The organism is Brevundimonas bacteroides DSM 4726, from assembly GCF_000701445.1.
Lineage (GTDB): Bacteria > Pseudomonadota > Alphaproteobacteria > Caulobacterales > Caulobacteraceae > Brevundimonas > Brevundimonas bacteroides.
This window is the reverse complement of record NZ_JNIX01000013.1, coordinates 137,417-162,027: the sequence shown is the minus strand read 5'-3', so window position 1 is coordinate 162,027 and position 24,611 is coordinate 137,417. Positions and strand designations below refer to the sequence as shown.

Sequence of the window (24,611 nt, the reverse complement as noted above, 5' to 3'; positions counted from 1 at the left end):
CCGGTCGCAGTCGCCCGGATCGCGAGGCTGACATTACCACGCCCTGAAATGTTTCGACAGCTTCAGTCCCTGCCGCTGGTAGTGGCTGCCGCCCTCGCCGTACAGCCGCGTCGGTCGCTCCGTCAGCGGCTCATAGACCAGCCGCGCCACGATCTGGCCGTGTTCCAAGAGGAATGGCGTGTCGTGCGTGCGCACCTCCAGCACGCCCTTCGATCCCGCCCCGTGCGCCTCGTCAGTGCCGAAGCCGGGATCGAAGAAGCCGGCGTAATGCACCCGGAACTCGCCTACCGACGGGTCGATCGGCGTCATCTCGGCCGCCTGGTCGACCGGGATCTCCACATCGTCTGATGACGCCAGAATGTAGAACTCGCCGGGGTCCAGCAGCAGCTCGCCACGCCTGAGCGTCAGCGGCTCCCAGAAGTCCTTCGGATCGTGGCCGTCGATGCGGTCCAGATCGACCACGCCCGCATGCCGCCGCCCCCGGAAGCCCACCACCTCCCCGCCCTGCAGATCGACGCCCACCGACCGCGTCTCCAGCTTCGGCGGTTCCCCAGCCTTGAGCCGCAGCTGGTTCAGCCGCGTGCCCGGCCGCACCAGGATTGAGAACGTCTGCGGCGCGATCTCCAGATACAGCGGCCCCTCGTATCCGGCCTCGACGTCGTCGAACGACCCGCCCCGGTCGGTCAGCAGCCGCACGAAAACGTCGACTCGCCCGGTCGAGCTCTTCGGATTGGCCCGCGCAATCAGGCCCGGCGGCAGGCTCAGCCGCTCTTGCAGCTCTGCGATGTAGACGCAGCCTTTTTCCAGTACGACGCCCTTGGACAGGTCGATCGGATGCATCTCCACATCCGCGATCCGCTCCGAGACCAGCCGCCGCCCCGGCAGAAACGACGCCCTCACCCGCCAGGCCCGATCCGACAGACGCAGATCCAGGCTCGCGGGCTGCACCTGATCGGCGTCGAACGGCGTGGCCGAGGTGATCGCGCCCGTGGCGATCAGGGTCTCGATGGTCTGGCAGGGCAGGATGCCGGGGCGGTCATGCGTCAGGGTCATGCGCCTCCGCATACACGGCGATCCGCCCCGGAAACAGCTTTGGGGCGTCCTCGCTTGAAACGGTCACAGTCGCGCGCGACCATCGTCCCATGCACGATACCGCCCCCTATGAAGCCGAAACCGAGGGCGTCGTCGTCCGCGTGCGCCCCGCCTACCTCGCGGGCCAGTCCGATCCTGACGAGGGCCGCTGGGTCTGGGCCTATCAGGTCGAGATCGAGAACCGGGGCGATCAGGTCGTGCAGCTGATGGCGCGCCGCTGGATCATCACTGACGCCACCGGCCATGTGGAGACGGTGCGCGGCCCCGGCGTCGTCGGCGAACAGCCTGTGATCGCGCCGGGCGACAGCTACTCCTACGCCTCGGGCTGCCCGCTCCCGACACCGTCGGGCACGATGGAGGGGGCCTTCATGATGACGGACGCCACAGGCCGCGCCTTCGAGGCGGCCATCCCCGCCTTCAGCCTCGACGTGCCCGGCGGGCGGGTTTTGAACTAAGCCAGCGAAGGCGACCGCGCTCAAGCAGCGAGCGACCGCGTCGCGAGCGATAGCGCCAGAAACAGTCCGCGCTCAAGCAGCGAGCGACCGCGTCGCGAGCGATAGCGCCAGAAACAAGCCGGGTCGGGGGCTGCGTCAACCCGGATAACCGCAGCCCCGCCCCCGTGGTCTCGTCCGGCGCAAGGCCGACGAGGCGGATCGCGGCCCTCTAGGGGGCGTTCATGACCAACGCGCGACAATGCGGCGAAGGTTCTGGGCATTCCCGCAAGCCGTGCTCAAGCGGCGAGGCTCCGCGAGCCGAGCGTTAGCGCGAGTCACATGCGCTCAAGCAACGAGCGACCGCGTCGCGAGCGGTAGCGCCCTTCTCTAGATGTAGCGGCGCAGGCTACGCGCCAGCTCGTCCTTGCCGTTCTTCTTAAGCTGGGGCTGGAAGGCGACCCGGGCGTGCTCGACGCAGTAGACGCCTTCCGAGGCGCGCCGGCCGCAGAAGCTGAACTCCGGCGACGACGGATCGCCGATCGGCCATTTGCACATGTGGGCGCCCAGGGTCATCACCGTGGCGGTGCCCGGAAGCTCCTGCACGCTCGGCAGCGACGGGGCCGGGGCGACCGGGCGCGGCTGGGCCGCTTCGATCCGACGCGGCGCGGACGGCTGTGCCGGCGGCGTGGTGCGCACCCGCGCGGGGCGGAAGGTCGTGGCGGCGCGCGCCGGCTGCGAGGGCGTCGCCCGGCCGGACAGGCCCAGGCGGTGCACCTTGCCGATCACGGCGTTGCGGGTGACCCCGCCGCCCAGCTGCTTGGCGATCTGCGAGGCGGACTGCCCCTCCAGCCACAGCTTCTTCAGCGCGCCGACGCGGTCCTCGGTCCAGCCTGCGGTCATGCCACCCTCCGGGTACGAAATGATTCAATATGTGGCGCCTGGAGCCTCCTCCTGGCCCCCTGACCCACAACTAATCGTAAACGACCCATTAACGGGCGCAAGATGTGCGAATCACTCCGTCCACAGGAACCACATCTTGAATCGGTGTTCGGCGGGCAATGTCTCCTCACCGTCGCCCGGCGGGGCGATGGGGAGGGGGACCGCGAAGCGGTGGAGGGGCTCTTGCCGCGCAAGCGATGGCGCCGCGTCAAGGACCCCTCCGTCACTCCGCTACGCTTCGTGCCACCTCCCCATGCTGCGCACGGGGAGGAGACTTGCACCCCACGCCTCTGCGGCGCATCTGACGCGCCATGACCGACCTCGCCTCGACACGGCCTCCCGGCCTGCCCACGCCGCGCCACTACGCCGGGATCAACTGGATCGGGGTGCAGACGCTGTATCTGCGCGAGGTCCGCCGCTTCTGGAAGGTCGGGGCCCAGACCGTCGCCGCGCCGGTCGTGACCACGCTGCTCTACATGCTGGTCTTCGTCGTGGCGCTGCAGGGCGCGCGCCCGCCGCTGCACGGCACACCGTTCGCCGAGTTCGTCGCGCCGGGCCTGATTATGATGGCCATGCTGAACAACGCCTTCGCCAATGCGTCATCCAGCCTGATCCAGGCCAAGATCATGGGCACCTCGACCGACTTCCTGACCCCGCCGCTCAGCCCGCTGGAGCTGACCATCGGCTTCTCGCTCGGCGCCGCCACCCGCGGCCTGGCGGTCGGGCTGGTCACCGCCGTCTGCGTCCTGCCCTTCGCCAAGCTGGGCGTCGCCAACCTCTTCGCCATCGTCGGCTTCGGCGCCGCGGCCTGCCTGTTCATGGGCATGACCGGCGTGCTGGCCGGCCTGTGGTCCGAGAAGTTCGACCACCTCTCGGCGGTGCAGAACTTCGTGGTCATGCCCATGACCTTCCTGTCGGGCACCTTCTATCTGGTCGAGAACCTGCCCGAGCCCTTCGCCACGATCAGCCACTGGAACCCGTTCTTCTATCTGATCGACGGCTTTCGCTACGGCTTCATCGGCCAGGCCGAGGGCGACCTGAGGATCGGCGTGGTCATGAGCGTGGTCCTCACCGTCGTCATGGCCGTCGCCTGCTGGCTGGTGTTCAAGTCGGGCTGGCGATTGAAGAGCTGAGGCGCTACCCCTTCGCCATCCTTCCGGGAGGTCTCCATGCTGTTCCGCTCGCTCGTCGTTGCCGCGACCCTGTTCGCCGCCCCCGCCTTGGCGCAGGACGATCTGACCCCTGAAGGCCAGGCGATCGAGACGGCCATCCAGGCCTATGCCTCAAAGACGAACGACCAGCGGCGGGACATCGTTCTCGAACAGCTGCGCGCGGCGGGCTATCAGCCCGAGATCCAGGGCTTCGAGGGTGGCAATCCCCGCACGGGTCCGCTGAACGGGGCCAATGTCGTGGTGACCATCGGACAGGGCTCCAGGGACATCGTCCTGACCGGCCATTTCGACGCCGTACCCCTGTCCGATGGCGTGATGTCCCAGGGCGTCATCGACAACGCCGGATCGATCGCCCTGATGATCGAGGCGCTGGACCTGATCTCTGACCAGGTCGCCCAGACACCGTCGCCCTATCGCTACGTCTTCGTCTTCACCGACCAGGAGGAGCTGGGCCTGATCGGCGCGCGCAAGTGGCTGGAGGGGCATGACAAGGCGCGCATCCACGCCGTCATCAACCTCGACGTCAACGGCTACGGCGAGACCCTGATGTATGGCGAGAACGTCGGCGAACAGTCCGGCTTCGTGCTCTCCGCCATGCGCATGCAGTGCGCCGAACGCGCCATCGACTGTGTCGCCTTTCCCGTCTATCCGCCCAGCGACGACCGGATCTTCTCGGCCGCTGGCGTGCCGGTGATCTCGATCGGATCGCAGGACGCCGTCGGGGCCCACCAGATGTGGCTGGCCTTCAACGGCGGCGAGACGACCGGACTGGCCGAAGGCTTCGTGCCGCCGGTGTTCCAGCGCATCCATTCGGCCGGCGACGACATGCAGTGGATCGATGGCGACGACATCCTGCGCAACGCCCGCTTCGTCGCCGATCTGGCGCTGCGGCTTTCCCGGGACGACTGACCGGCCGGTGTTGACTAAGCCGTTCCCCCGGCGGACAAGTCCCTGACCCTGAAAGTCCCGTCGCGCCCGCGCCGGGGCTTCGTTTCTTTTGGAGGTAGGTCCGTGTCCGGTCACTTGATGGGTGTCTACAATCGCGCTCCCCTGGAAGTGGATCGCGGGCGAGGCGCGCGCCTGTGGGCCAAGGACGGGACTGAGTATCTGGACTGCGTCCAGGGCATCTCCACCAACGGCCTGGGCCACGCCCACCCCGTGCTGGTCGAGGCGGTGAAGGCCCAGGCCGAGCAGCTCTGGCACGTCTCCAACATCTTCCGCATTCCGGGGCAGGAAGAACTGGCCGACCGGCTGACCGAGACCAGCTTCGCGGACGTGGTCTTCTTCACCAACTCGGGCACAGAGGCGGTGGAGTGCGCACTCAAGACCGCGCGCAAGTATCATGCGGCCAACGGCCAGCCCGATCGCATCGACATCTACGGTTTCGACGGGGCCTTCCACGGCCGGACCTACGGCGCGATCAATGCGGCGGCCAACCCCAACTACACCGAGGGCTTCGGGCCCAAGATGCAGGGCTTCCACCAGCTGAAGTGGGGCGACCACGAGGCATTGAGGGCCGCGATCGCCGAGCCCAATACCGCCGCCGTCATCGTCGAGCCGGTCCAGGGCGAGGGGGGCTGCCGCGCCATGCCCGACGTCTGCCTGCGCGGCCTGCGCGAACTCTGCGACCAGCACGGCGTGCTGATCATCTTCGACGAGGTCCAGTGCGGCATGGGCCGGACGGGCAAGCTGTGGGCCCATGAGTGGGCCGGCATCGCGCCCGACATCATGGCGGTCGCCAAGGCCCTGGGCGGCGGCTTCCCCATCGGCGCCTGCCTGGCGACCACGGAAGCCGCAAAGGGCATGACGGTCGGCGCCCACGGCTCGACCTTCGGGGGCAACCCCCTGGCCATGGCGGTGGGTCTGGCGGCCTTCAACACCATCAACACGCCCGAGGTGCTGGGCAATGTCGCCGAGATCTCCAGCTACCTGAAGCAGCAGCTGCACGGGCTAAAGGAGCGCTTCCCCGACATCATCGAGGACGTGCGCGGCAAGGGCCTCCTGATCGGGCTGAAGCTGGTGCCCAACAATCGCGAGTTCATGGCGTGGGCCCGCGATGGCCAGCATCTTCTGATCGCCGGTGGCGGCGACAACTGCGTGCGCATGCTCCCGCCGCTCAACCTCACCCTCGACGAGGCCCGCGAGGCCGTCGAGAAGCTGGAACGCACCTGCGAGGCCGCGCGCGGCAAGATGGCGGCGTAGGCGTGTCGGATCGACGGCACCGGCTGGTCGTGCTGCTCGGGCTTGGTTTGGCCGGTTGCGTGTCTGCGCAATCGCTGCCGACAACACCCTCAGAAAGTGCGGAGGTCGAGGGCTATCTGTCTGCCGCTTCGGCATTGCGCTTATACGCGGATCGCCGGACACGCAGCGCGGGGTCCAGACAAGACTGCATCCAACTGCTGCGACCGGAGACACTCCAGTCTCAAACAATTCCGGAGGGCCGTGTGCGGGTGACGGGGAGTCTGGGTGTTTTTGATGACCTGTTCGCCCGCTCTGGAATGCGGTTCGGGCTCGATCATGCCTCTCATGAACTATGTGAAGCCCGGTACTTGGTTGTCCGGGAGATCGTCGACCTGAACAGAGATTGATGATGACCCGCCACTTCCTAGACATCCACCGGCTGGAAGCGTCCGACCTTCGCGCCATTCTGGACGACGCCCATGCCCGAAAGGCCGCCCGCAAGGGCTGGCCCCAGGGCCGCCCCGACGCCGACGCGCCGGCGAAGGATCGCGTGCTGGCCATGATCTTCGAAAAGAACTCGACCCGCACCCGCTTCAGCTTCGACGCCGCCATTCGCCAGTTGGGCGGCGCCTCCATCATCGCCAACGCCGGCGACATGCAGCTGGGTCGCGGCGAGCCGGTCGAGGACACCGCCCGCGTCCTCTCGCGCATGGTCGACGCGGTGATGATCCGCGCCAACAACCACGAGGACGTCGAACGGTTCGCCCGGGTCGCGACCGTGCCGGTCATCAACGGCCTGACCGACCGCTCCCACCCCTGCCAGATCCTGGCCGATCTCCAGACCATCGAGGAGCATCGCGGGCCGGTCGCGGGCAAGACCATCGCCTGGGTCGGCGACGGCAACAACGTCTGCCACAGCTTCATGCACGCAGCGCCGAAGTTCGACTTCCACCTGACCGTCGCCTGCCCGGCGGAGTATCATCCCAACCTGCACGACCTCGCCAAGGGCGGCGTCCACGTCACCCTGACCAGCGACCCGAGGGACGCCGTGCGCGGGGCCGACGTCGTCGTCACCGACACCTGGGTCTCGATGGGCGACAGCGACTACGAGGCGCGGCTGGAGGCCTTCGAAGGCTACGGCGTGGACAACGCCCTGATGGACCTCGCCGACCCCGACGCCGTCTTCCTCCACTGCCTGCCCGCCCATCGCGGCGAGGAGGTCACCGACCCGGTCATCGACGGCCCTCGCTCCCTCGTCTGGGACGAGGCCGAGAACCGTATCCACGCCCAGAAGGCGATCCTGGCGTGGTGCCTTGGTGGCTAGGGGCTAGCGGCTGCACTTGCATCAACACTCATCCCTGCCCGGCCAATAATCACCAGCCACTCCAACCCTACTGCAGATTGACGTCCGCCACGCCGCCTGCGTCCGGCAGGGTCTTCGTCAGGTTGGCCTTGGCGATCTCGAACCCGAACTTGAGCAGGCCGCCGTCCGAGACCCAGACGCGTCCGTCCTCGCCGTCGAAGCGCAGGATGGTCAGGTGGGGGTCGTCCTTGCCCTCGGGATACCAGGCGGCCAGCACCGGGTTCCAGTAGCGGTCGATGATCTCGCGGTCGCGGCCGTGCACCGACAGCTCGCCGTGGATGCAGGCCCAGACCTTCTGGTCTTTCGATCCATAGTGGAACATGGCGCTCTGACCGCCGCCGATCCCGGCGTCCCGGGCCAGATCGGTGTCGTCGCGCGTGAAGAACCAGATGGTGCCGGTCTCAGGCTCGCGGAAGGCGGTCATGGGTTGGGCGTGATAGCCGGGCTGGTCCAGCCCCAGCAGCCCGGTGTTGGATTTTTCCAGCGCGTCCCAGAAGGCTTTCTCGGCATCGGCGGCGGTCAGATGATCCTGGCTCATGGCGGGGCTCCGTTCGGGTTGGGGGTCGCTCCACACAACCGCCAGAGGCCACCCGCGTTCCCGTCTGCGGCGTCAGGACGGACGTTCGATCCCGAACAGCGCCGCCAGATGGATCAGCAGCAGGAAGCCGAACGCCGCGCACAGCAACATCAGGAACCGCCACGGCACCAGCCGGGGCCGGGCCAGGTTCACCGGCTGCGCCCCGCGCCAGCCCGCGTACCCGCCCAGCGCGGCGGTGGCCATCATCAGGCACAGGGTCAGCGTCAGGCTCATGCCCGCCATGTGCGGATCGGGGCGGCCCGGCGCAAGGAAACCCTTTCGCAGAGATTAATCTTCACGGCTCGTTAACCACGCCGCGGCGACACAGAGGCAGGCGGAGGGGCGCTGTCCACAGGAAGATGGGCAGCCGTCTAGATGTTGGGGTTAACGCGCCGTTTACACCCCGAATCTGGACGACTAGCGTTCCGTTATGGGTCGGGAGCCGAATCAGTGAGCGCAGCGGCGGCACCTTGGAGCGTCAAGGGAATAGACCCCAAGGCGCGCGAGGTCGCCAAGGACCTGGCGCGCCGGTCCGGCATGACGCTCGGCGAATGGCTCAACACCATGATCATGGAGGACGGCGAGGAGGACGACGGCGTCCAGCCCCTGCCGCGCCGCGCCCACGCCTCCGAATCCATCGAGCGGCGCAGCCGCTCTCGGCGGGTCGACGACGCCTATGATCTGCCTCAGCGCAGCTACCGCGAGCCCGCCGACGACACGCTCCATCGCGTTGCCGCCTCGGTCGAGGCCATCGCCGCCCGGCTGGAAGCGGCCGAGCGGCGCTCGACCATCGCCATCCAGGGGGTCGACCAGGCCGTGTCCGGCCTCGTCCGCCGTCTTGAGGCGCAGGACCAGCAGGCGGGCGTCCACGCTCGCCGTATCGACGACATCTCCGAGGAACTGAAGGAGGGCCACCGTCGCCTGCGCGCCTTCGAGCGCGAGGTGGGCCCGAAGTCCGCCGAGACCCTGTCCAAGGTCGAGCAAGCGCTGGGCACTCTCGCAGGCCGCCTCTACGACATGGAGGAGCGCCAGCGCACTGGCTTCGCCGAGACGCGCCAGCGGCTGGACGGCTTCGAAAAGACCGACACCGCCGTCGCCGCCCTGACCAGCCGTCTCTACGACATCGAGGAGCGGCAGCGCGCCGGCGCCCAGACGCTCGCCGCGCGCATTGATGCCGTCGAGAAGGCCGCGGGCGCGGGCGCCGGGACGGAGCTGCTCTCCGAGGTCGGCCGCCGTCTGGACGCCGCCCAGAACCAGACCACCCAGGCGCTCAAGAGCCTGGAGCACGCCTTCGCCGGTCTCGACCAACGCCTGCGCGCCGCCGAGACCCGCGCCGAGCCGGAGGGCTCCAAGGAAGCCGCCCGCTTCGAGAAGCTGGCCGAGACCCTGTCGCGTCAGGTCGAGACCAACCGCGCCGAGATGATGCGCAAGCTGGAAACGGCCGAGCACGAAGGCCGGATGAGCCGCATCGAAGCGGCGGTGCAGAGCCTGGGCGAACAGGCCCGCGCCGCCGAGCAGCGCTCCGCCCAGGGCATCGAGGCCATGGGCCGCGAGGTCCTGCGCATCGCCCAGAACCTCGACAGTCGCGTCGACCGCATCGAGACGGCCGGCGACGCCCGTCTGGAGAAGTTCGAGGCGGCGCTGACCAAGTCGGTGTCGGAAAAGATCGAGCGGGACATGGGCCGCTACGGCCAGGCGATCGAGCACCGCCTGACGCGCGCCGAGGACCAGAACGCCATCGCGCTGGAGAAGCTCGGCACCGAGATCACCCGCATTTCCGACCGCCTCGCCGACCGCATCGCCCAGTCCGAGCGCAAATCGGCCCAGGCGCTGGAGGACATCGGCCGTCGTCTGGGCGAGAGCTCCGAGCGGATCGAGCAGCGCTACGACCGGGCGTCCGGTGAGCTGGCCGAGCGCATGCGCCTGTCGGAAGAGCGCACCGCCGCTCTTCTGGCCGAGGCGCGCGAGACGCTGGAGCAACGCCTGGCCCAGCCCGTGCCGCCCAGGGCCGAGCCCGTGCCGGAGCCGGCCACCCGTGCCGCCGATTTCGCCCAGCCCGACTGGCGCGCCGCCGCCTTCCCGGCCGATCCGGACTTCGGTGGCGCGGCCGCCCCGGCCGACGGCTGGTCGATCGATCCCCTGTCGGCGGACGTGGAGCCCTTCCCGGCCGCGCCCGGCGTCTCGCCCGCCCAGGCCGACGAGACGTCACCAGCGTCCGACAGCTTCGACGCCCTGCCGCGCCGGATCGAGCCCGCCGCCGAGGCCGCCCCCTTCGGTGCCGCGCCTGCGATCTCACCCTTCGCGGGTTTCGGCGGTGCGGACGTATCCGACGCACTCGACGCCATCGCCGAGGTCGAAGCCGCGCCTGCCCCCTACATCGCTGAAATGGCTGCGCCGTCGGCGCGTGTCATCGACGAAGGCGACGACTTCGCCGCCGAGACCGAGTTCGTCGATCCCCGTCGCATGCGCGCCAGCATGGCCGCAGGAGCGGCGGCCGGTCGATCGAACACGACCCGCGACACGATCCAGGCCGCCCGCGCCGCCATGAACGGCCCGCAAGCGGCACCCCCGGCCGCCGCACCGCGCGTCTCCTTCGGCCTCGGTCTTAAGAAGGGCGGCAAGTCCAAGCTGCAGGAGCGGCTGGACAAGCAGGCGGGCCGTGACGGCACGGTCAAGAAGGCCTTTCTTGCCTCGGTCACCGGCATGGCTGTGGTCGGCGGCCTCTACGCCACGGGTCGCCTGACCGGCTACGACATGGCGGACATCGGCCAGGCCCTGACCGGCGCCACGGCCAGTGCAACCGAGACCACGCCGCTGGCGGCACTGGCCCTGACCCCGACGGGCGACGCGCCTATCGACGCCGCTCCCGCCGACCTGACGGAGGCCCAGACCCTTTACGCCCAGGCCATCGAGCAGCTGGACCGCGACGATCCGGCGGGCGTCGAGACCCTGACGCGTGCCGCCAATCTGGGCGAACCGCAAGCGCAGCTGAAGCTGGCGGGCCTGTATCAGACCGGCGAGGCGGGCCTCGAGGTCGACGAGGCCGAGAGCCGCACCTGGGCGCGCCGCGCGGCCGAAAGCGGCGACGCACGCGGCCAGCACGCCTACGGCATGTATCTGTACGACGGCGTCGGCGGGGCCCAGAACCGCGCCGAGGCGCTGGACTGGCTCAAGCGCGCCGCCGATCAGGGCCTGGTCGACAGCCAGTACAACGTCGCCCGCATCTATGAGAACGGCGATCAGGGCATCGCGCCCAACCTGACCCAGGCCTACCGCTGGTACCTGATCGCAGCGCGCGCCGGCGATCCCCAGGCCCAGGCCGCCGTCGACCGCCTCAGCCCGACCATCCCGGCCGCCGCCCGCCAGACCGCCCGCGCCCAGGCCGAGGCCTTCGCGCTGGAGCCGCTCGCGTAGTGCGCTCAGCGGGTGGCCCCGCCTGCCGCCCGGCGTTAAGACACCCACGCTCGCCTTCCGGGGTCTAGCGTATCTGTTCCAGCCGAAGGCCCGCCCCTTTGGAGATCTATCTGCCGATCGCCGAGGTTTCGGTGAACTGGCCGCTCCTGATCCTGTTGGGGGCGGTGGTCGGCTTCGTCTCGGGCCTGTTTGGCATCGGCGGCGGCTTCCTGATGGCGCCGGTGCTGGTCTTCCTCGGCATCCCCCCGACCGTGGCGGTGGCCAGCCAGGCCAGCCACGTCGTCGCCTCCTCGACCTCGGGCGTGATCCGCTATTCCAGCCAGGGCGGCGTCGACTTCCGCATGGGCGGGATCATGGCGTTGGGCGGCGCGCTGGGGGCCATCGGCGGGGTGGAGCTATTCCGCTACCTGCGCCTGCTGGGCCAGGCCGATCTGGTGGTGTCGCTCTCCTACCTTTTGTTCCTCGGCTCGATCGGGCTGACGATGCTCTACGAGAGCCTGACCGCCATCCTGCGCCGGGTTCGCGGCGAGATTGTTCCGCACAAGGAGCGTCGCCGTCCGCTGTGGCTCTATGGCCTGCCTTGGAAGATGCGGTTTCCCAAATCGGGCCTCTATATCTCGGCCATTCCACCGCTTGGGCTCGGCGTCTTCGCGGGCATCCTGTCGGCCATCATGGGTGTGGGCGGTGGCTTCATCCTGGTCCCGGCCATGCTCTATGCCCTGCGCATGAAGGCCAGCGTCGTCGTCGGCACCAGCCTGTTCCAAATCATCATCACCACGGCCATCACGACCGTGCTCCAGGCTGGGCGCAACCAGACCGTCGACATCGTGCTGTCGACGCTCCTGCTGCTCGGCGGGGTCGTCGGCGCACAGCTCGGCGCCCGCTATGCCGGACGCTTCAAGGCCGATGTGCTTAGGGCCGCGCTCGGCCTGATCGTCCTGCTGGTCGGCATCCAGATGGGGCTGGAGCTGTTCGTGCGTCCCTCCGACATCTTCCTGATCGCGCCGGGGGTCGCGGACGGATGATGCAGGCGCTCCCTCCGCCCCCACCTGCGGTCGAGGCCCCCGCCCCCGAACGCTCGGTCGAGACGCTGGACCAGCTGCGCGTCGCCGCCGCCCTGACCGACGCCCGGGTCGAAGTCGACTCCAGCTTCCGCGGCGCTTCGATCGTCCTCTACGGCGCGGTCTTCAACCCGACCGACGACGCGACCGACGTCGTCGTCGTCGTTCGCGGCCCCGACGAACCCGTCCGCCTGGTCAAGAAGACCCGCAACCTCGGCGTCTGGCTGAACAGCCGACCGGTCCTGTTCGAGGGCGCGCCCGGCTTCTACATGACCGCCTCGACCCGCCCCCTGTCTGACATCGCCGGCTTCGGCCAGCTGCGCCGGCTGGGCGTCGGCGTCGATCACCTGCGCATCGACGCGCCCGAGGAAAGCCGCACCGTCACCCGCTATGGCGTGCGCGACGTGGTCATCAGCCGCCTGGGCGAGGACTATCTCGACTGGCGCCGCGCCGTGATCCGCCTGCGCGAGGCCGCCCAGCTCTACAACACCGACCCGGACGGTGTGACCTTCGTCGACCGGGGCCTGTTTCGCGCCGAGGTCGAGCTGCCGTCGGTCGCGCCGACTGGCGAATACCACGCCGAGGTCTGGCTGTTCCGCGACGGCCAGCCCGCGGGCGTCTCCAACCTGACGCTCCGCGTCGAGAAGGTCGGCATAGAGCGCGACATCTATGAGTTCGCCCACCGCCGCCCGTGGACCTATGGCGTCCTGTGCGTGCTGCTGGCCGCGGGAATCGGCTATCTCGCCAGCCGCATCTTCGGGAGACGCTGATGGACAAGGGACGCGCGACGGCCTGGGCGCTGGCGCTGGCGGGGCTGATCCCCTTCGTCGGGTGCGCCGCCATGGTGGCGATGGGCGGCGCACAGGCCGAGGCATGGCTCGGCGCGCTGATCGCCTATGCGGCGGTGATCCTGTCCTTTCTCGGCGGCACGCGTTGGGGTGCGTCTCTGGCTGGGGCCTCGCCGGATCCTGTGACCCTGGTCCTCAGCAATCTGCCCGCCCTCGTCGCCTGGGCCGCGCTGCTCCCGCTGGAGATGGCCAGCGCGGCACGGCTCACACTGCTCTCAGCGGGTCTGGCCCTCATGTGGCTGTGGGATCGCAAGCGGCCGCCGGCCTGGTATCCGGCACTGCGCACCACGGCCACGCTCGGCGCTCTGCTTTCGCTTGGCCTGGCGGTCGTCGTCTCCGCCTAGACCCGGACCACCGGCAGGGTGCACCATGGTCGACAATCGGGAGAGGACACCATGAAGCCCATCATCATCGCCACCGCGCTCAGCCTGCTACTGGCCACCGCCGCCACCGCCCAGACCGGGGCCACAGCCGGCCCTGTCACCCTGGTCCACGCCGGACGCCTGCTCGATCGGCCCGGCGAAGCCCCCAGGGGGCCCTCGACCGTGGTCATCCGCGACGGCCGGGTGGTCGAGGTGCGCGACGGCCATGCCGGGGCGGACGCCTTTCCGGGGGCGGAGATCATCGACCTGTCCGACCGCTTCGTCCTGCCCGGCCTGATCGACAGCCACGTCCATCTGGCCACCAGCCAGGCGGGGCAGGCAGGACTGATTGCGGGCTTCACCGAGAGCGTGCCGACCACGGCCTATCGCGCGGCCGAGAACGCGCGCGTCACCCTGATGGCGGGGTTCACCACGGTCCGGAACCTGGGCGACGGAGACGGGGTAACCCTGGCGCTGCGCGAAGCCGCCGCCCGCCATGCGTTTCCAAGCCCTCGTATCGTCGATGCTGGCCGCAGCATCTCGACCACCGCCGGTCACATGGATGGGCGCAACGGCCTGAACGACGAACTGCGGGAACACACCGATCACAGCAACGTCTGCGACGACACGGCGTCCTGTCGCGAGGCTGTCCGCCTGCAGATCAGCCGGGGCGTCGATGTCATCAAGATCGCTACGACCGGTGGCGTGAACAGCCGCATCGGGGCCGGACTGGGCGCCCAAATGTTCGAGGACGAGGCGCGCGCCCTGATCGAGACGGCGCACCTCTATGGAAAGCGAGTGGCGGTTCACGCCCACGGCGCCGATGGCATCGCGCTCGCCCTGCGGCTCGGGGCGGATTCGATCGAGCACGGCACCATCTTCGACGACGAGACGATCCGGCTGTTCCGAGAGTCCGGCGCCTATTACGTCCCGACCCTGTCGACCGTGAACGGCTATCGCGAGCGGCTGGCCGCCGATCCCAACGCCTATTCCGCCGAGGTCCTGCCCAAGATCCTGTGGCGCATCTCCATCACCGGCCAGTCGCTGGAGCGCGCCGTGCCCGGTGGCGTCCGCATCGCATTCGGCACCGACGCCGGCGTGTCCATGCATGGCCGCAACGCCGACGAGTTCGAGCTGATGGTCCAGCACGGCATGACTCCGGCGACCGCCATCCAGGCGGCGACGGTCAACGCCGCAGACCTGCTCGGCCTGGGTGAAGAGATCGGGACCCTGGAGCCCGGCCGCCGCGCCGACATCATCGCCGTCGACGGCGATCCACTCTCGGACGTCACGGTGCTCAAGGATGTCGACTTCGTGATGCGCGAGGGCCGGGTCTACAAGCACGAAGACTGAGCTGCGCCGTTGCCTCTTCGGCGGTCATGGGACAGGAAGCGCCGATGACCGTCGACTCCGCGCTTCCCCGCCACGACTGGACCCTCGCCGAAGTCGAGGCCCTGTTCGCCCGCCCCTTCATGGACCTGGTCTTCGAGGCCGCCAGCGTGCATCGCCGCTGGTTCGATCCGTCCGAAGTCCAGACCTCGCAGCTCCTGTCCATCAAGACCGGCGGTTGCGCCGAGAACTGCGGCTACTGCTCCCAATCCGCCGCGTTCGACACGGGCCTGAAGGCCGAGAAGCTCATGGACGCGACCTCCGTCATCGCTGAGGCCATGGCGGCCAAGGCCGGCGGGGCCAGCCGCTTCTGCATGGGCGCGGCCTGGAGGGAGCTGAAGGATCGCGACACCCCCAGGCTCGCCGCCATGATCTCGGGCGTGAAGGCGCTCGGGCTGGAAACCTGCGCGACGCTGGGCATGCTGACGGCGGCTCAGGCGCGCCAGCTGAAAGACGCCGGGCTGGACTACTACAACCACAACCTCGACACCGGGCCCGACTACTACGCCGACGTTGTCACGACCCGGACGTATCACGACCGGCTGGACACGCTGGAGCATGTGCGGTCGGCGGGCATGAAGACCTGCTGCGGCGGCATCGTCGGCATGGGCGAGAGCCGCCGGGATCGCGCGGGCCTGCTGCACGCGCTCGCCACCCTGCCCGAGCACCCCGACAGCCTGCCTGTCAATGCGCTGGTGCCCGTGTCCGGGACGCCGCTGGGCGATCGGGTGAAACGCGAGGGCGAGATCGATCCGATCGAGTTCGTCCGCACCGTCGCGGTCGCGCGCCTCGTTTGCCCCAGGGCCATGGTGCGGCTGTCGGCCGGGCGCGAGGGCATGAGCGCGGAGATGCAGGCGCTGTGCTTCCTCGCGGGCGCCAACTCCATCTTCGTCGGCGGCCGCCTGCTGACGACGCCAAACCCCGGCGAGGACGCCGACGCGGCCCTGTTCGCCAGGCTCGATCTTCGCCAGATGGCGGTCGGCGCCGAGGCCCAGGCCGCTTAACCCGACCTTAAGCGGCGCTGTGGCAGAACGGCGGTCATGGATCGTCGCGCCCTTCTCGCCGCCCCCCTGCTTCTCGCTGCCGCCACGCCTGCGCTCGCGGGCGGAGGCGGAGGCGGCTCGACCGCCTCGACGGGCGGCTACTTGCGCTATCCGACGATCACGGCGACCACGATGCGCTCGGACGGTCGTCGCGGCGTCATGACGGTCGAGACCGGCGTCGACGTCTCCGATCCCGCCATGCACCTGCGCGCCCAGCAGGCCCAGCCGCGCATGCGCGCCGTGTTTGCCATCCTGGTCCAGCGCGAGGCCGAGAGCCTGTTGCCCGGAGCCGTGCCCAACGTCGACCGCCTGGCGGCCCAGCTGCAGTCGGCGGTGGACATCATCCTGGGCCGCCGTCGCGCCGGAAAGCTGCTGCTCGGCACCGTGATGGTGGTCTGAGGCCCTATCTCGGCGTGGCGATCCGGCTGCGGCGCTGAGGCGCGGCGGTCGGGGCTGCGAGCGGATTGGCCAGGATCGGCGGCGGAGCGGGTGGCGCAACCGCGACCTCGACGGGGGCGGGCGGAGCCACGGCCTCGGCTGGGCTGTCACTGATGAGCGGCTCCGGCTCGGCCGCGACACGCGGCACAGCGGCGAGGCTCACCGCAGGCCCGGCCACGGGCTCAAACGCCTCGCCCGCGTCGATCACCGGCGGCAGTTCCTCGACATAGGTGGCCAGAGCCGCCAGCTTGGCGATCACCGGCTCCGTGCCCGCGTGCGCCCCGCTGAAAGCTCCCGGCAGACCCCACGCCCCGGTCCAGCGATAGAAGATATGGGTGTCGATCTGGCGCATCTTCACCAGCCGCTCGGCCCAGTAGGGCGCGACCCAGTCGGTGTGATAGTGGGTCGCCATCCCCACCTCGGCCGCGACCCGGCCGTTCAGGGCCGCCGCCGCCGTGGCCCGCGCGCGCGCCCATCCTGCGGCCGAGGGCGGCCGGTTCATGGCTCCGTCGCAGGTGAAGCTGAACTGGCAACCGGTCGTCCGCTCCTGGCCCTGGAACACCACGCCGCAGATGGTCTTGGGAAAGGCCGGATGCCGCATGCGGTTGATCACCACCTGGGCGACCGCCGCCTGTCCGATCGCGGTTTCCGACGCGGCTTCGTAGTAGACGGCGGCCGTCAGGCAATCGAGCGCGCGCGCATAGTCGGCGATCCGGTCCGGCGGCATGATGAAGGGCCGGGCCGCCTGGATCGGCAGCGTCGAGAACGGCAGGGCGGCGTTCCACGCCCGTGCAGCGTCCATGGAGATCGGGCGAACGTCTTCCGGTGCCAGCGTCAGGTCCGCCAGCCCTCCCGCAAGATCGGTGGGGAGTGCTGCTTGCGGTGCCTCGGTCGTGCCGCCTTGGGTCTGCGCCAGTTCAGCGAGGCGAACCTGCAGAACCGCGACGCCAGAGCCGACGAGGATGATCAGGCACGCCACGACGGCCAGGATGACCGGCGTCCAACTCGACAGGGCAACCGTGCGACCGAAGCGGGTGATGCCCTGGAGCATGACCTCCGCCCGCGTTGCCTGCGGATCAACGGTGACCTCGCTGGTCATCGCGACCGTCCCCGGGCGAAGGCAAACTGCAGGCCCAGCAGGAAGCTCCAGAAGGCCGCGATCGACGGGACCTGCAGGGCGAAGTCGGCAAGCCCGTGCACCAGCACCACAAGGTTCATACAGACCAGACCGATCAGCAAACCCTGACCGCGGCCTTCACCGACGCGCAACAGGCTCGCCCCGATGACCCAGGCGATGGTCAGGACCATCGGCAGGGTGCCGACCACGCCGGCTTCCTCCAACCATTGCAGATAGACATTGTGGGTTGCGCGGATGGTCCAGAGTTCCGGTGCCGTCTCGGCGGTCATGAGGTGCAGATTGACCGTGTCGAAGGTGCCCAGACCCCATCCGAACACCGGGGATGCGATAAACGCTTTCCAGTGCGTGGCGAACAACGCACCCCGGTCCGCGAGACCCACCTGGGTCGAGCCGATCCTGGACCAGATCAGGTCATTGCCACCGAGCAGCAACACGACGCCGATCACCCCAAACAGGCCGGCGGCCAGAAGACCAGCCGAGCGGCTCTTGGGCTCCCGGGCGAAGGTCCAGACCAGTAGCACCGCCACGGCACCGACGGTCGCGGCCATGCCCAGCCGCGACGCCGTAAGCAAAAGGCAGGTGGCGGTCAGGCTGGTGCAGGCGATCGACACCGCTGTCCGCGTCAGCCGCCTGGCGAAGCCGCGACCCTCCGCCCGACGCCAGTCGCGCAGAAACAGGGCCAGACCAAGCACGGTCAGCATGCCAAAGACCGTCGCGCCGCTGTTGGCGCTCAGAAACCCGCCGGTCAATCGCCCACCCTGGGCGATCTGCAACCCCGAAACAAAGCTTACGAGCGACAGTGCCGCATAGGCGCCGCCCACCCAGATGGTCGCCTGCAGGGTGGCTTCTGCGCGGTCGCGTCGCGCCCCTTGCAGGGCTCCAATCACAAAGGCGCTGCCCAGGCCCATCAGCTTGACGATTTCCATCACGGTGGACGACCGATCGACGGTCAGGGCGTCCGCGCCGACGGCCGCCCACGTCCAGGCTGGGTGGGCACCTCCCGGTCCGAAAGGCGTCAGCGTCCACAAGGCCACGCCGATCGTGGCAAGGAACAGGCCGCCGGGGACGAGGGCGGCATCCAGCGCACCCATATCTCTGCGAAGGGGTGTCGCCACGGCGATCAGCAGCGCGGCCCCGAGAGCTGCCGTGAGCCACTGGGCAGCCGCCGGTTGGTTCGCCCCGAACGCGAGATGTGCCATGACCAACAGGATCGGCGTCGCCGCCAGGGCGACCGCGACCGGAGCAGACACGCTGCGGGACGCCCGACCGGCGCCAAACGCCGGGCTCGATCGCCTTCGTCCCGCGATGGCTGCCCCGTTCATCGCCTCAGGCCGCGTAATATTTCTTATAGTCGCCGTAGTAGTAGCCCGCGTCGCCGTAACCGTAGCGCGCCTGGGCCTTCATATCGACCTGCGTCAGGCCCACGCCGGCCACATGCGCACCCGATTGCTCGAGAACCTTCAAGGCCGCCGTGATGGCCTTTTCGGGGGTCTTGCGCCAATGCGCGAGGAACACGACCGCGTCCGACTTGGCTGCGACAAGACGGGTGTCGGAGACGGCAAGAACCGGAGCCGTGTCGAGAATCACAAGATCGAAGCGCTGACGCAGCGTTCCGATCAGATCGTCCATCGCATGCGCCCCAAAGACGTCGCGGGGGGTAAAGCTGTTCTTGGCCAAAGGCAGAACCCAGGCCCCCGACGGAACATCGTTCAGGAGGGCGGCCTCCAGCGTCGCGGAACCATTCAGGACCTCCACCAGGCCGGTCTCGGGTTCGACCCCGAGCAAGCGGTTGACATTGCGACGTCGCAGGTCGCAGTCCACCAGGACGACAGTCATTCCGGCTTGCGCCGCAACACGTGCAAGACACAGGGCCGTCGTCGTCTTGCCTTCGGCCGGCAGCGCTGATGTCAGGGCTATCACCCGCACCTGATGACCGATGCGAGAGAACAGGATTGACGCTCGGAGCGCGCGGATGGCCTCGGCGAAACTGGACAGAGGCTTGCGTATGACATGGTCCTGGGGCGTGTCCTCGCGATCCTCCGGATCAGCGACCGACGTCAGCAGCGGCACGGAGCCGAGATGGGGCAGACGGAGCTTGTGCTCCACGTCCTCGGCGGTCAGGACGCCGGTGTCCAGCATGATGGACAGCACCACGGCTGCGATGCCTAGCGACAGCGCCACGCCCAGACCGATCGCCAGGTTCAAGGGGACGTTGGGAGAGCTGGGACGCGTGGGGATCGCTGCGGGCGAAACAATGCGCGCGTCGGACTCCTGCAATCCTTCAGTGCTGGTCGTTTCCTGGAAGCGATTGAGGAAGCTTTCGTAGAGGGTCCGGACCGATTCTGCGTTCCGCTCCAGTTCGTTCAGTCGGACGGCGGCGGCATTGTTCGCCGCGAGTGTGCCCCGCGCCGAGCCAAGGCTGCCCGCCATCGAGCCCGTCCGCTCTCTCGCCACCTGAACCTGCGCTTCCAGGTTGGAAATGATGCGACGGATTTCCGCCTGAATCTGCGCATCGATGTCCGCCAGTTCCCGCTCCGCACGCACCATGTCCGGATGACGCGGGCCATAGCGCCCTGACAATTCGGCAACCCGTCCGGATACCTCGGCTCGGCGGGCTCGCAGCTGTTGCACAACCGACGAGCCAAGGGCTTCGCCCACGTCCTCACCATTCGACCCCGCCGCCAGCTGGGCGCGCGCTGTCCGGAGCCGGGCTTCTGCCTCGGCCTGGCTGGCCCGCACCGTAGCCAGTTGTTGGTTGTAGGCTGAGATCTCCTGCTCGGTCAGGGTCGCACCCGAAGCGCTCAACAGGTTGTTCGCCGCCCGATACTGCTCCACTGCCGCTTCGGCCTGCTGAACCTCGCTGCGCAGGTCGGCCAAGCGCGTGTTCAACCAGCTGTTGGCCTGGCGGGTGGCGTCGAACTTGGCCTCCAGCTGCTCCAGCAGATAGCGTTCGGCGTAGGTATTGGCGATGCGAGCCGCTTTCTCGGGGTCTCTCGAGGTGACGCCCAACACCATCACATAGGTCACGCCGGATCGCTTGATCGACAGCCGCCGGAGCAAAGCGTTAACGACCCGGTCGCGCTCGCGTTGCCGATCCAGTTCGCTCATCCGGTCGCGCGCCGCGTCTGGCGCTGCCGCCCCGAATACGGCCGCCACCCCGCCAACGACCGATTGCAATGGGCCCGGTTTCGCCAGTGCGCTGTTGAATTCGGGATCCTCGTCCAGATTCAACGCATCGACGACCCGCTCGGCGAGACGCCGCGACTTCATGATCTCGATCTCGGTGTCGACCACGCTGGCGTCAGGCGTCAAGCCTGACAGCACGGCTTCGGCGTCCACCACGTTTTGGGATCGTGTGTCGATCGTCAGGCTGGTGGTCGCGGTGAAAAGCGGCGTCGCTCGCGTCGTGACGACCACGGCAGCGACCAGTACGACCAGCACAACGGCCAGAAATAAGGGGAGCCTCCGCCTGAACAGGGCGATGACGCGATGGAGATCCACACCCTCCGACGCACCCTCGACTTCCGCAGCGTCTGGGCCCGGCAAGCCCGCCTCGGCAGAGCGGGAGTTGGATAGTGTGTTCAACATCAGGTCACGCGCACTGGAGACTTCGGGCCGATCAGAACTGCGCGACCAGGGTCGCCGTCAGACGATTGACATCGAACTCCGCCCCGCCGGCGAGCCCGCTCGAGGTCTGCTCGAACCGGCTGGCAGACAGGCTTAGGCCAAGATTGCGGTTCATCAGGTAGGTGCCGCCCACCGAGAGCTGGACCCGCTCGTCTTCACGGTCGATGCCCTCGTATTCATCGCGCGACAGCGACGCTTCAGCGTTCAGCAGCACATTGCGCATGAGTTCATGATCGATGCGCACGCCAGCCGATGACGAGAGATAGCCGCCCGAGCCGACGATGCCGGAATCCTCGATCGTCCGCGATCCATAGGCCGTGACTGTGGTGAGCTGGGTGGGGAACCATTCCAACTGAGCGCGCGCGCCGAACCCGTCGATCTGGTCGTACACCGCCGCATCGAACTCCTGGACGATGTAACCGGCCGCGATTTCGCCGCGCATCACGGCCCCCACTTCAAAGTTGGCGCCCGCCAGGATCTCGTAGCCGTCGGAGTCGCGCGCGGGCAGAGCCGCGGAAACGGCCGTGTCGTAATCCCGCTTGTTCGTCGTCGCCTGCACGAACAGCGCGGTCGCCGGGCTGATCGCCAGGTCGGCGCGCCCCGTCAGGCTGGTCAGGGTCCGGTCGCGGTTGTCCTGGTCGACGACCACGCCCGCTAGCGTCACGCCGTCCTCGTAATCGAACTCCCGGATGTCTCCGCGCGCCGAGACCTTCACCCGGCCGGAGACATGACTGGCGGCCAGATAGGATGACGTCAGATCGTAGCGAACCGGTTCGCGCGTGGAGGCCGGGGCATTGGACGAGGTTCGGGGTTCGGTTTGCGATGCAAAATTGAAACCGGCGGCGACATTGGTCGCCCGGGTAATGTCCAGACGTCCGTTGGCACCGAGGTCCCAGTCCTCGTGGTTCTCGCCGTCAAAATCCTGGTAGCGGGCGATGTCGGCGCGCGCATAGGCCGAGAGCGAGTGGCGCGACCAGCCGGATTCGATCGCAACCTCCGGCTTGAAGTGTACGATCCAGTCGTTCTGCTCGCCTATCGCCGTAGCGAACACATTGTCGCTATTCTCGGCATCGATCTGGATAAGCGGATAGACCGCAAAGGTCCCCGCAGAGAGCCCCAGGGCTTCGTACTCCGGGCGCGGCCGTTCGCGAACCGAGACGTTGCGGTCGCGAGCGAACAGATCGACGCCCTGGCCCTGAGCGGCATTGAGGGTGCTCGCGGCCGTCTGCGCCTGCACGACGGACGCCGATGACAACGCCAGCAAGGATAGCAGAACAGAAATCGGCCGATTTCGGATGCGCATGGGTTCTTCCCCGCTCGACAGGAGCGTTTCGGACGACATTCTTGCCATTACCTCAGGTGCCCGGTCGGTAATCCGAACCACCACCCCCGCCTCCGGCGCCGCCTGCGCCCGGCGCACCTTGCGCCGTGCCGCCCGATCCGGCCGATCCGCCGGCGCCGGGTCCCCCTTGGCCGGTACCCGTCACCTGGGCCTGAACGCTGCCCACGGCAGCGGCGGCGGCAGCCGACAGTTGGCCCGAGGCCGCAAGATTGGCGCGTGCAGCCGAGAGAGCCGAGGCCGCGACAGCCGGGCTGGCCCCGCTGGTGGCAACGGCAGCCCGGACCGCCGCCTCAATGAAGGCTTCGGCGCCTTCGTCATCCAGACCGGCGGCTGCCGCTTCACTCTGAGCCTGGACAATGGCGGCCTGGATCAGCGCCGTAAGCGCGGCGACATCATCCTGCACCGCCACAGCAATGCTTGTCGTCGCTAGGCCAACGCCAGGGGCAACCGCCGCAGTCAAGGCCGCCAGCACGGCAATGGACGCCGAAAAAGACTTGCTCATCACCGACCTCACGCTTGTTTAGGCTTTCTTCATACACCCGAAGAGAGACGTTGAGAACACACCGGTATGCCAGATGTGCGACAGTTTGACGGCCGGGACTGAGTTGTTGCGCTTCGGCCACCGTGGCCTACGTGCCAGGGCTCCGGGAATTGACGGTTGGCGACGGCGTCAAGTTTATCGCCAACCGCCCGGCGGGATCACGCACGAGATCGCGGACTCGCCCTGTCATCTGCGGCCGCGTAACCTGAGCGACGACCAGTTCCTCGCGTGCCTGCCGCCGCAGTTCCGGGGTCAAGCGGGCCCACCGGTCGAAGGCAAAGCGCAGTCGCCACTCCGTCACCTCTGGTCCATGCGGGGCGGCGACATAGCTGCGATCTAGCGCGTCCAACATCTCGGCTTCCTGGCTCTCCTGATCGGCGATCCAGGCCAGCCGGAGCCAGGCCGAGGCGTCCAGCGGCTTCTGTAGCAGTGTCCGTCGGTTCTCCGAGCGCGCGCGCGCGAGCTCGGGCGGCGTCTTCACCGTGGCCGCGACTGCACGCGCTTCGCTCACCGCGGCCAGAGGCGGCAGATTGAGCGTCCAGGTCGCAGGTTGGCTGAGCGGGAGCGCCAGGCCGAGCCCGGCAATCAGGGTTACGACGCCAAGACAAACCACGAGCCCCAGACGAATGGCCCTCGTCCTCTGCATCGCCAGTCCTCCCCGCGGAGGACCTAGAGCGCGACGCTGACCCAGTCAAACGTGCCGCCGCGCGCCTGGCGCTCGCGCCAGCGATAATCGACCTGGTCCCAGCGCGTGACCCAGGGCGAAAGGCTGTCGAGCACATACTCCCCCCGATCCGACGCCAGCAACAGAACGGCATGGGTTTCGCCCCACCGGGTCTCGACGATGGCGATCGACAGGGCCTGCGCTGGCACACCGGCGTGGATCAGGGCCTGCCGCTTGGCCAGGACATAGTCCTCGCAGTCGCCGCGGGAGGCGACCGGCAGGGTCCACAGGTCGGGCCGGCCATACAGGTCGCGGTCTTCGACGTGGCGGATCTCGCGGTTCAGGCTGCGGTTGATGCGGTTGACAAGGCGCCACCCCTCGCGATCGAGAGCAAAGCGCACGGCCTCGTTCTCTGGTTGGTCCGCTGCCTTCACCGGCGGGGCGTACGCATCCCCCTCCGCGACGGCGACGGATGCGAAGTCGGTGGCAGGCACGACGTCGATCGCCAGGGCTGTGCCGACCGTCTCGATCTCGGCCGTGGCGAGGTCTTCGACCGACGGTGCACCGGTCGGCGCACGCGAGGTTCCGGCGGCGGCCGACGCCGCATAAACCGGCAGCAGTCGCGGCACCAGCGGGGTGAGCGGAGCGTTGGACAGCAGCGATCCCGCTGGATGAGGCGCGGCAGAAGGCCCAGGGACGGGCGCCGGCGACATTCCAAAGAGGGCAGCCCACCGCAGCCGATTGGACTGTACGGCCAGTCGATCCAGATCCGGCGCGGGGCCGATCGCTGGACACTGGCTGGGCGCGCGGCGACACAGGTCGATGAACCCCTCCGGCGCGGGTGCTGCGGCACCCAACGGCATCGCGTGCGCATCCTCGACCCGCGGCGCGGCCACAGTGACCCCGGCCGACAACCAGCAGCCCGCAGCCAGCAGGATTGCCGTCGATGTCGCCGGTCGCTTTTTGCGGACCATGACTGCTCCCCG

The 24,611-nt window shown here is 68.5% G+C and carries 23 protein-coding genes; 12 read left to right on the top strand and 11 right to left on the bottom strand.

Going from position 1 to position 24,611, the window contains the following annotated elements; translation table 11 throughout:
• Positions 1–33: 33 nt before the first annotated feature.
• Positions 34–1,053 carry a 2'-deoxycytidine 5'-triphosphate deaminase gene (locus Q333_RS0111925; RefSeq protein WP_029417220.1) on the bottom strand — a complete coding sequence of 340 codons (1,020 nt, stop codon included), beginning with the start codon at positions 1,051–1,053 and terminating at the stop codon, positions 34–36.
• Positions 1,054–1,142: 89 nt separating this feature from the next.
• On the opposite strand from Q333_RS0111925, the gene apaG reads away from it, so the two are divergent.
• Complete coding sequence (gene apaG, locus Q333_RS0111920) at positions 1,143–1,547, top strand: Co2+/Mg2+ efflux protein ApaG (protein ID WP_029417218.1); 405 nt, start codon at positions 1,143–1,145, stop codon at positions 1,545–1,547.
• Positions 1,548–1,913: 366 nt separating this feature from the next.
• Here apaG and gcrA read toward each other — a convergent pair whose 3' ends face one another.
• Positions 1,914–2,426 carry a cell cycle sigma 70 cofactor GcrA gene (gcrA, locus tag Q333_RS0111915; protein ID WP_029417216.1) on the bottom strand — a complete coding sequence of 171 codons (513 nt, stop codon included), beginning with the start codon at positions 2,424–2,426 and terminating at the stop codon, positions 1,914–1,916.
• A gap of 350 nt (positions 2,427–2,776) precedes the next feature.
• Here gcrA and Q333_RS0111910 point away from each other — a divergent pair, with 350 nt between their 5' ends.
• The 4 genes from Q333_RS0111910 (at position 2,777) to argF (ending at position 7,142) form a co-directional block, all read left to right on the top strand.
• Positions 2,777–3,598: an ABC transporter permease gene (locus Q333_RS0111910; RefSeq protein ID WP_029417214.1), complete on the top strand. Its 822-nt coding sequence runs from the start codon at positions 2,777–2,779 to the stop codon at positions 3,596–3,598.
• A gap of 36 nt (positions 3,599–3,634) precedes the next feature.
• Complete coding sequence (locus Q333_RS0111905; protein WP_051651289.1) at positions 3,635–4,546, top strand: M28 family metallopeptidase; 912 nt, start codon at positions 3,635–3,637, stop codon at positions 4,544–4,546.
• 117 nt (positions 4,547–4,663) lie between these two features.
• A complete protein-coding gene (locus tag Q333_RS0111900) occupies positions 4,664–5,839 on the top strand; it encodes an aspartate aminotransferase family protein (RefSeq protein WP_029417210.1) in 1,176 nt (391 codons plus the stop codon).
• 382 nt (positions 5,840–6,221) lie between these two features.
• Positions 6,222–7,142 (top strand): ornithine carbamoyltransferase, encoded by a 921-nt coding sequence (gene argF / locus Q333_RS0111895; RefSeq protein ID WP_245591545.1) that lies wholly within the window; start codon positions 6,222–6,224, stop codon positions 7,140–7,142.
• Positions 7,143–7,209: 67 nt separating this feature from the next.
• Here argF and Q333_RS0111890 read toward each other — a convergent pair whose 3' ends face one another.
• Both Q333_RS0111890 and Q333_RS0111885 read right to left on the bottom strand, forming a co-directional pair.
• Entirely contained in the window at positions 7,210–7,719 is a 510-nt protein-coding gene (locus Q333_RS0111890) for a pyridoxamine 5'-phosphate oxidase family protein (protein ID WP_029417206.1), read from the bottom strand.
• Between the two features lie 72 nt (positions 7,720–7,791).
• Entirely contained in the window at positions 7,792–8,001 is a 210-nt protein-coding gene (locus tag Q333_RS0111885) for a hypothetical protein (protein ID WP_029417205.1), read from the bottom strand.
• A 207-nt stretch (positions 8,002–8,208) separates the two neighbouring features.
• Here Q333_RS0111885 and Q333_RS0111880 point away from each other — a divergent pair, with 207 nt between their 5' ends.
• The 7 genes from Q333_RS0111880 to Q333_RS0111850 all read left to right on the top strand — a co-directional run bounded on the left by Q333_RS0111880 (position 8,209) and on the right by Q333_RS0111850 (position 16,274).
• Positions 8,209–11,172, top strand: a complete 2,964-nt coding sequence (locus tag Q333_RS0111880) for an SEL1-like repeat protein (RefSeq protein ID WP_029417203.1) — start codon at positions 8,209–8,211, stop codon at positions 11,170–11,172.
• Between the two features lie 98 nt (positions 11,173–11,270).
• The gene (locus Q333_RS0111875; RefSeq protein WP_029417201.1) at positions 11,271–12,197 is read left to right on the top strand and encodes a sulfite exporter TauE/SafE family protein; all 927 of its coding nucleotides are present in this window, start codon (positions 11,271–11,273) and stop codon (positions 12,195–12,197) included.
• The gene (locus tag Q333_RS0111870) at positions 12,197–13,003 is read left to right on the top strand and encodes a TIGR02186 family protein (protein ID WP_029417200.1); all 807 of its coding nucleotides are present in this window, start codon (positions 12,197–12,199) and stop codon (positions 13,001–13,003) included. Before Q333_RS0111875 ends, Q333_RS0111870 begins: the two co-directional genes overlap by 1 nt.
• Positions 13,003–13,425: a DUF3429 domain-containing protein gene (locus Q333_RS16595; RefSeq protein ID WP_051651288.1), complete on the top strand. Its 423-nt coding sequence runs from the start codon at positions 13,003–13,005 to the stop codon at positions 13,423–13,425. Before Q333_RS0111870 ends, Q333_RS16595 begins: the two co-directional genes overlap by 1 nt.
• Positions 13,426–13,476: 51 nt before the next feature.
• Positions 13,477–14,796, top strand: a complete 1,320-nt coding sequence (locus Q333_RS0111860) for an amidohydrolase family protein (RefSeq protein WP_029417198.1) — start codon at positions 13,477–13,479, stop codon at positions 14,794–14,796.
• 44 nt (positions 14,797–14,840) lie between these two features.
• Positions 14,841–15,836 carry a biotin synthase BioB gene (gene bioB, locus Q333_RS0111855; protein WP_029417197.1) on the top strand — a complete coding sequence of 332 codons (996 nt, stop codon included), beginning with the start codon at positions 14,841–14,843 and terminating at the stop codon, positions 15,834–15,836.
• Between the two features lie 36 nt (positions 15,837–15,872).
• On the top strand, positions 15,873–16,274 hold the full coding sequence (locus Q333_RS0111850) for a hypothetical protein (RefSeq protein WP_029417196.1): 402 nt from the start codon (positions 15,873–15,875) through the stop codon (positions 16,272–16,274).
• A 4-nt stretch (positions 16,275–16,278) separates the two neighbouring features.
• Here Q333_RS0111850 and Q333_RS0111845 read toward each other — a convergent pair whose 3' ends face one another.
• From Q333_RS0111845 to Q333_RS16590, 7 genes are all read right to left on the bottom strand, one after another.
• Positions 16,279–17,412, bottom strand: coding sequence for a cell wall hydrolase (locus Q333_RS0111845; RefSeq protein WP_029417195.1), 1,134 nt, complete (start codon positions 17,410–17,412; stop codon positions 16,279–16,281).
• Positions 17,409–18,701 (bottom strand): O-antigen ligase family protein, encoded by a 1,293-nt coding sequence (locus Q333_RS0111840; RefSeq protein WP_245591544.1) that lies wholly within the window; start codon positions 18,699–18,701, stop codon positions 17,409–17,411. Before Q333_RS0111840 ends, Q333_RS0111845 begins: the two co-directional genes overlap by 4 nt.
• Positions 18,702–18,777: 76 nt before the next feature.
• The gene (locus Q333_RS0111835) at positions 18,778–21,039 is read right to left on the bottom strand and encodes a GumC family protein (protein WP_084176063.1); all 2,262 of its coding nucleotides are present in this window, start codon (positions 21,037–21,039) and stop codon (positions 18,778–18,780) included.
• Positions 21,040–21,070: 31 nt separating this feature from the next.
• Entirely contained in the window at positions 21,071–22,381 is a 1,311-nt protein-coding gene (locus Q333_RS0111830) for an outer membrane beta-barrel protein (RefSeq protein WP_029417192.1), read from the bottom strand.
• Between the two features lie 52 nt (positions 22,382–22,433).
• Positions 22,434–22,922, bottom strand: coding sequence for a hypothetical protein (locus Q333_RS0111825; protein ID WP_157072453.1), 489 nt, complete (start codon positions 22,920–22,922; stop codon positions 22,434–22,436).
• A gap of 127 nt (positions 22,923–23,049) precedes the next feature.
• Positions 23,050–23,607 (bottom strand): hypothetical protein, encoded by a 558-nt coding sequence (locus Q333_RS0111820; protein ID WP_029417190.1) that lies wholly within the window; start codon positions 23,605–23,607, stop codon positions 23,050–23,052.
• 23 nt (positions 23,608–23,630) lie between these two features.
• On the bottom strand, positions 23,631–24,599 hold the full coding sequence (locus Q333_RS16590; RefSeq protein ID WP_084176060.1) for a transglutaminase-like cysteine peptidase: 969 nt from the start codon (positions 24,597–24,599) through the stop codon (positions 23,631–23,633).
• Positions 24,600–24,611: the final 12 nt, after the last annotated feature.

What these genes read in the sequence shown, in the direction of transcription:
- Q333_RS0111925 (WP_029417220.1), bottom strand. Translation starts at nt 1,053, where the DNA reads ATGACCCTGACGCATGACCGCCCCGGCATCCTGCCCTGCCAGACCATC.
- apaG (WP_029417218.1), top strand. Translation starts at nt 1,143, where the DNA reads ATGCACGATACCGCCCCCTATGAAGCCGAAACCGAGGGCGTCGTCGTC.
- gcrA (WP_029417216.1), bottom strand. Translation starts at nt 2,426, where the DNA reads ATGACCGCAGGCTGGACCGAGGACCGCGTCGGCGCGCTGAAGAAGCTG.
- Q333_RS0111910 (WP_029417214.1), top strand. Translation starts at nt 2,777, where the DNA reads ATGACCGACCTCGCCTCGACACGGCCTCCCGGCCTGCCCACGCCGCGC.
- Q333_RS0111905 (WP_051651289.1), top strand. Translation starts at nt 3,635, where the DNA reads ATGCTGTTCCGCTCGCTCGTCGTTGCCGCGACCCTGTTCGCCGCCCCC.
- Q333_RS0111900 (WP_029417210.1), top strand. Translation starts at nt 4,664, where the DNA reads ATGGGTGTCTACAATCGCGCTCCCCTGGAAGTGGATCGCGGGCGAGGC.
- Q333_RS0111890 (WP_029417206.1), bottom strand. Translation starts at nt 7,719, where the DNA reads ATGAGCCAGGATCATCTGACCGCCGCCGATGCCGAGAAAGCCTTCTGG.
- Q333_RS0111885 (WP_029417205.1), bottom strand. Translation starts at nt 8,001, where the DNA reads ATGGCGGGCATGAGCCTGACGCTGACCCTGTGCCTGATGATGGCCACC.
- Q333_RS0111870 (WP_029417200.1), top strand. Translation starts at nt 12,197, where the DNA reads ATGCAGGCGCTCCCTCCGCCCCCACCTGCGGTCGAGGCCCCCGCCCCC.
- Q333_RS16595 (WP_051651288.1), top strand. Translation starts at nt 13,003, where the DNA reads ATGGACAAGGGACGCGCGACGGCCTGGGCGCTGGCGCTGGCGGGGCTG.
- Q333_RS0111860 (WP_029417198.1), top strand. Translation starts at nt 13,477, where the DNA reads ATGAAGCCCATCATCATCGCCACCGCGCTCAGCCTGCTACTGGCCACC.
- bioB (WP_029417197.1), top strand. Translation starts at nt 14,841, where the DNA reads ATGACCGTCGACTCCGCGCTTCCCCGCCACGACTGGACCCTCGCCGAA.
- Q333_RS0111850 (WP_029417196.1), top strand. Translation starts at nt 15,873, where the DNA reads ATGGATCGTCGCGCCCTTCTCGCCGCCCCCCTGCTTCTCGCTGCCGCC.
- Q333_RS0111845 (WP_029417195.1), bottom strand. Translation starts at nt 17,412, where the DNA reads ATGACCAGCGAGGTCACCGTTGATCCGCAGGCAACGCGGGCGGAGGTC.
- Q333_RS0111835 (WP_084176063.1), bottom strand. Translation starts at nt 21,039, where the DNA reads ATGTTGAACACACTATCCAACTCCCGCTCTGCCGAGGCGGGCTTGCCG.
- Q333_RS0111830 (WP_029417192.1), bottom strand. Translation starts at nt 22,381, where the DNA reads ATGCGCATCCGAAATCGGCCGATTTCTGTTCTGCTATCCTTGCTGGCG.
- Q333_RS0111825 (WP_157072453.1), bottom strand. Translation starts at nt 22,922, where the DNA reads ATGAGCAAGTCTTTTTCGGCGTCCATTGCCGTGCTGGCGGCCTTGACT.
- Q333_RS0111820 (WP_029417190.1), bottom strand. Translation starts at nt 23,607, where the DNA reads ATGCAGAGGACGAGGGCCATTCGTCTGGGGCTCGTGGTTTGTCTTGGC.
- Q333_RS16590 (WP_084176060.1), bottom strand. Translation starts at nt 24,599, where the DNA reads ATGGTCCGCAAAAAGCGACCGGCGACATCGACGGCAATCCTGCTGGCT.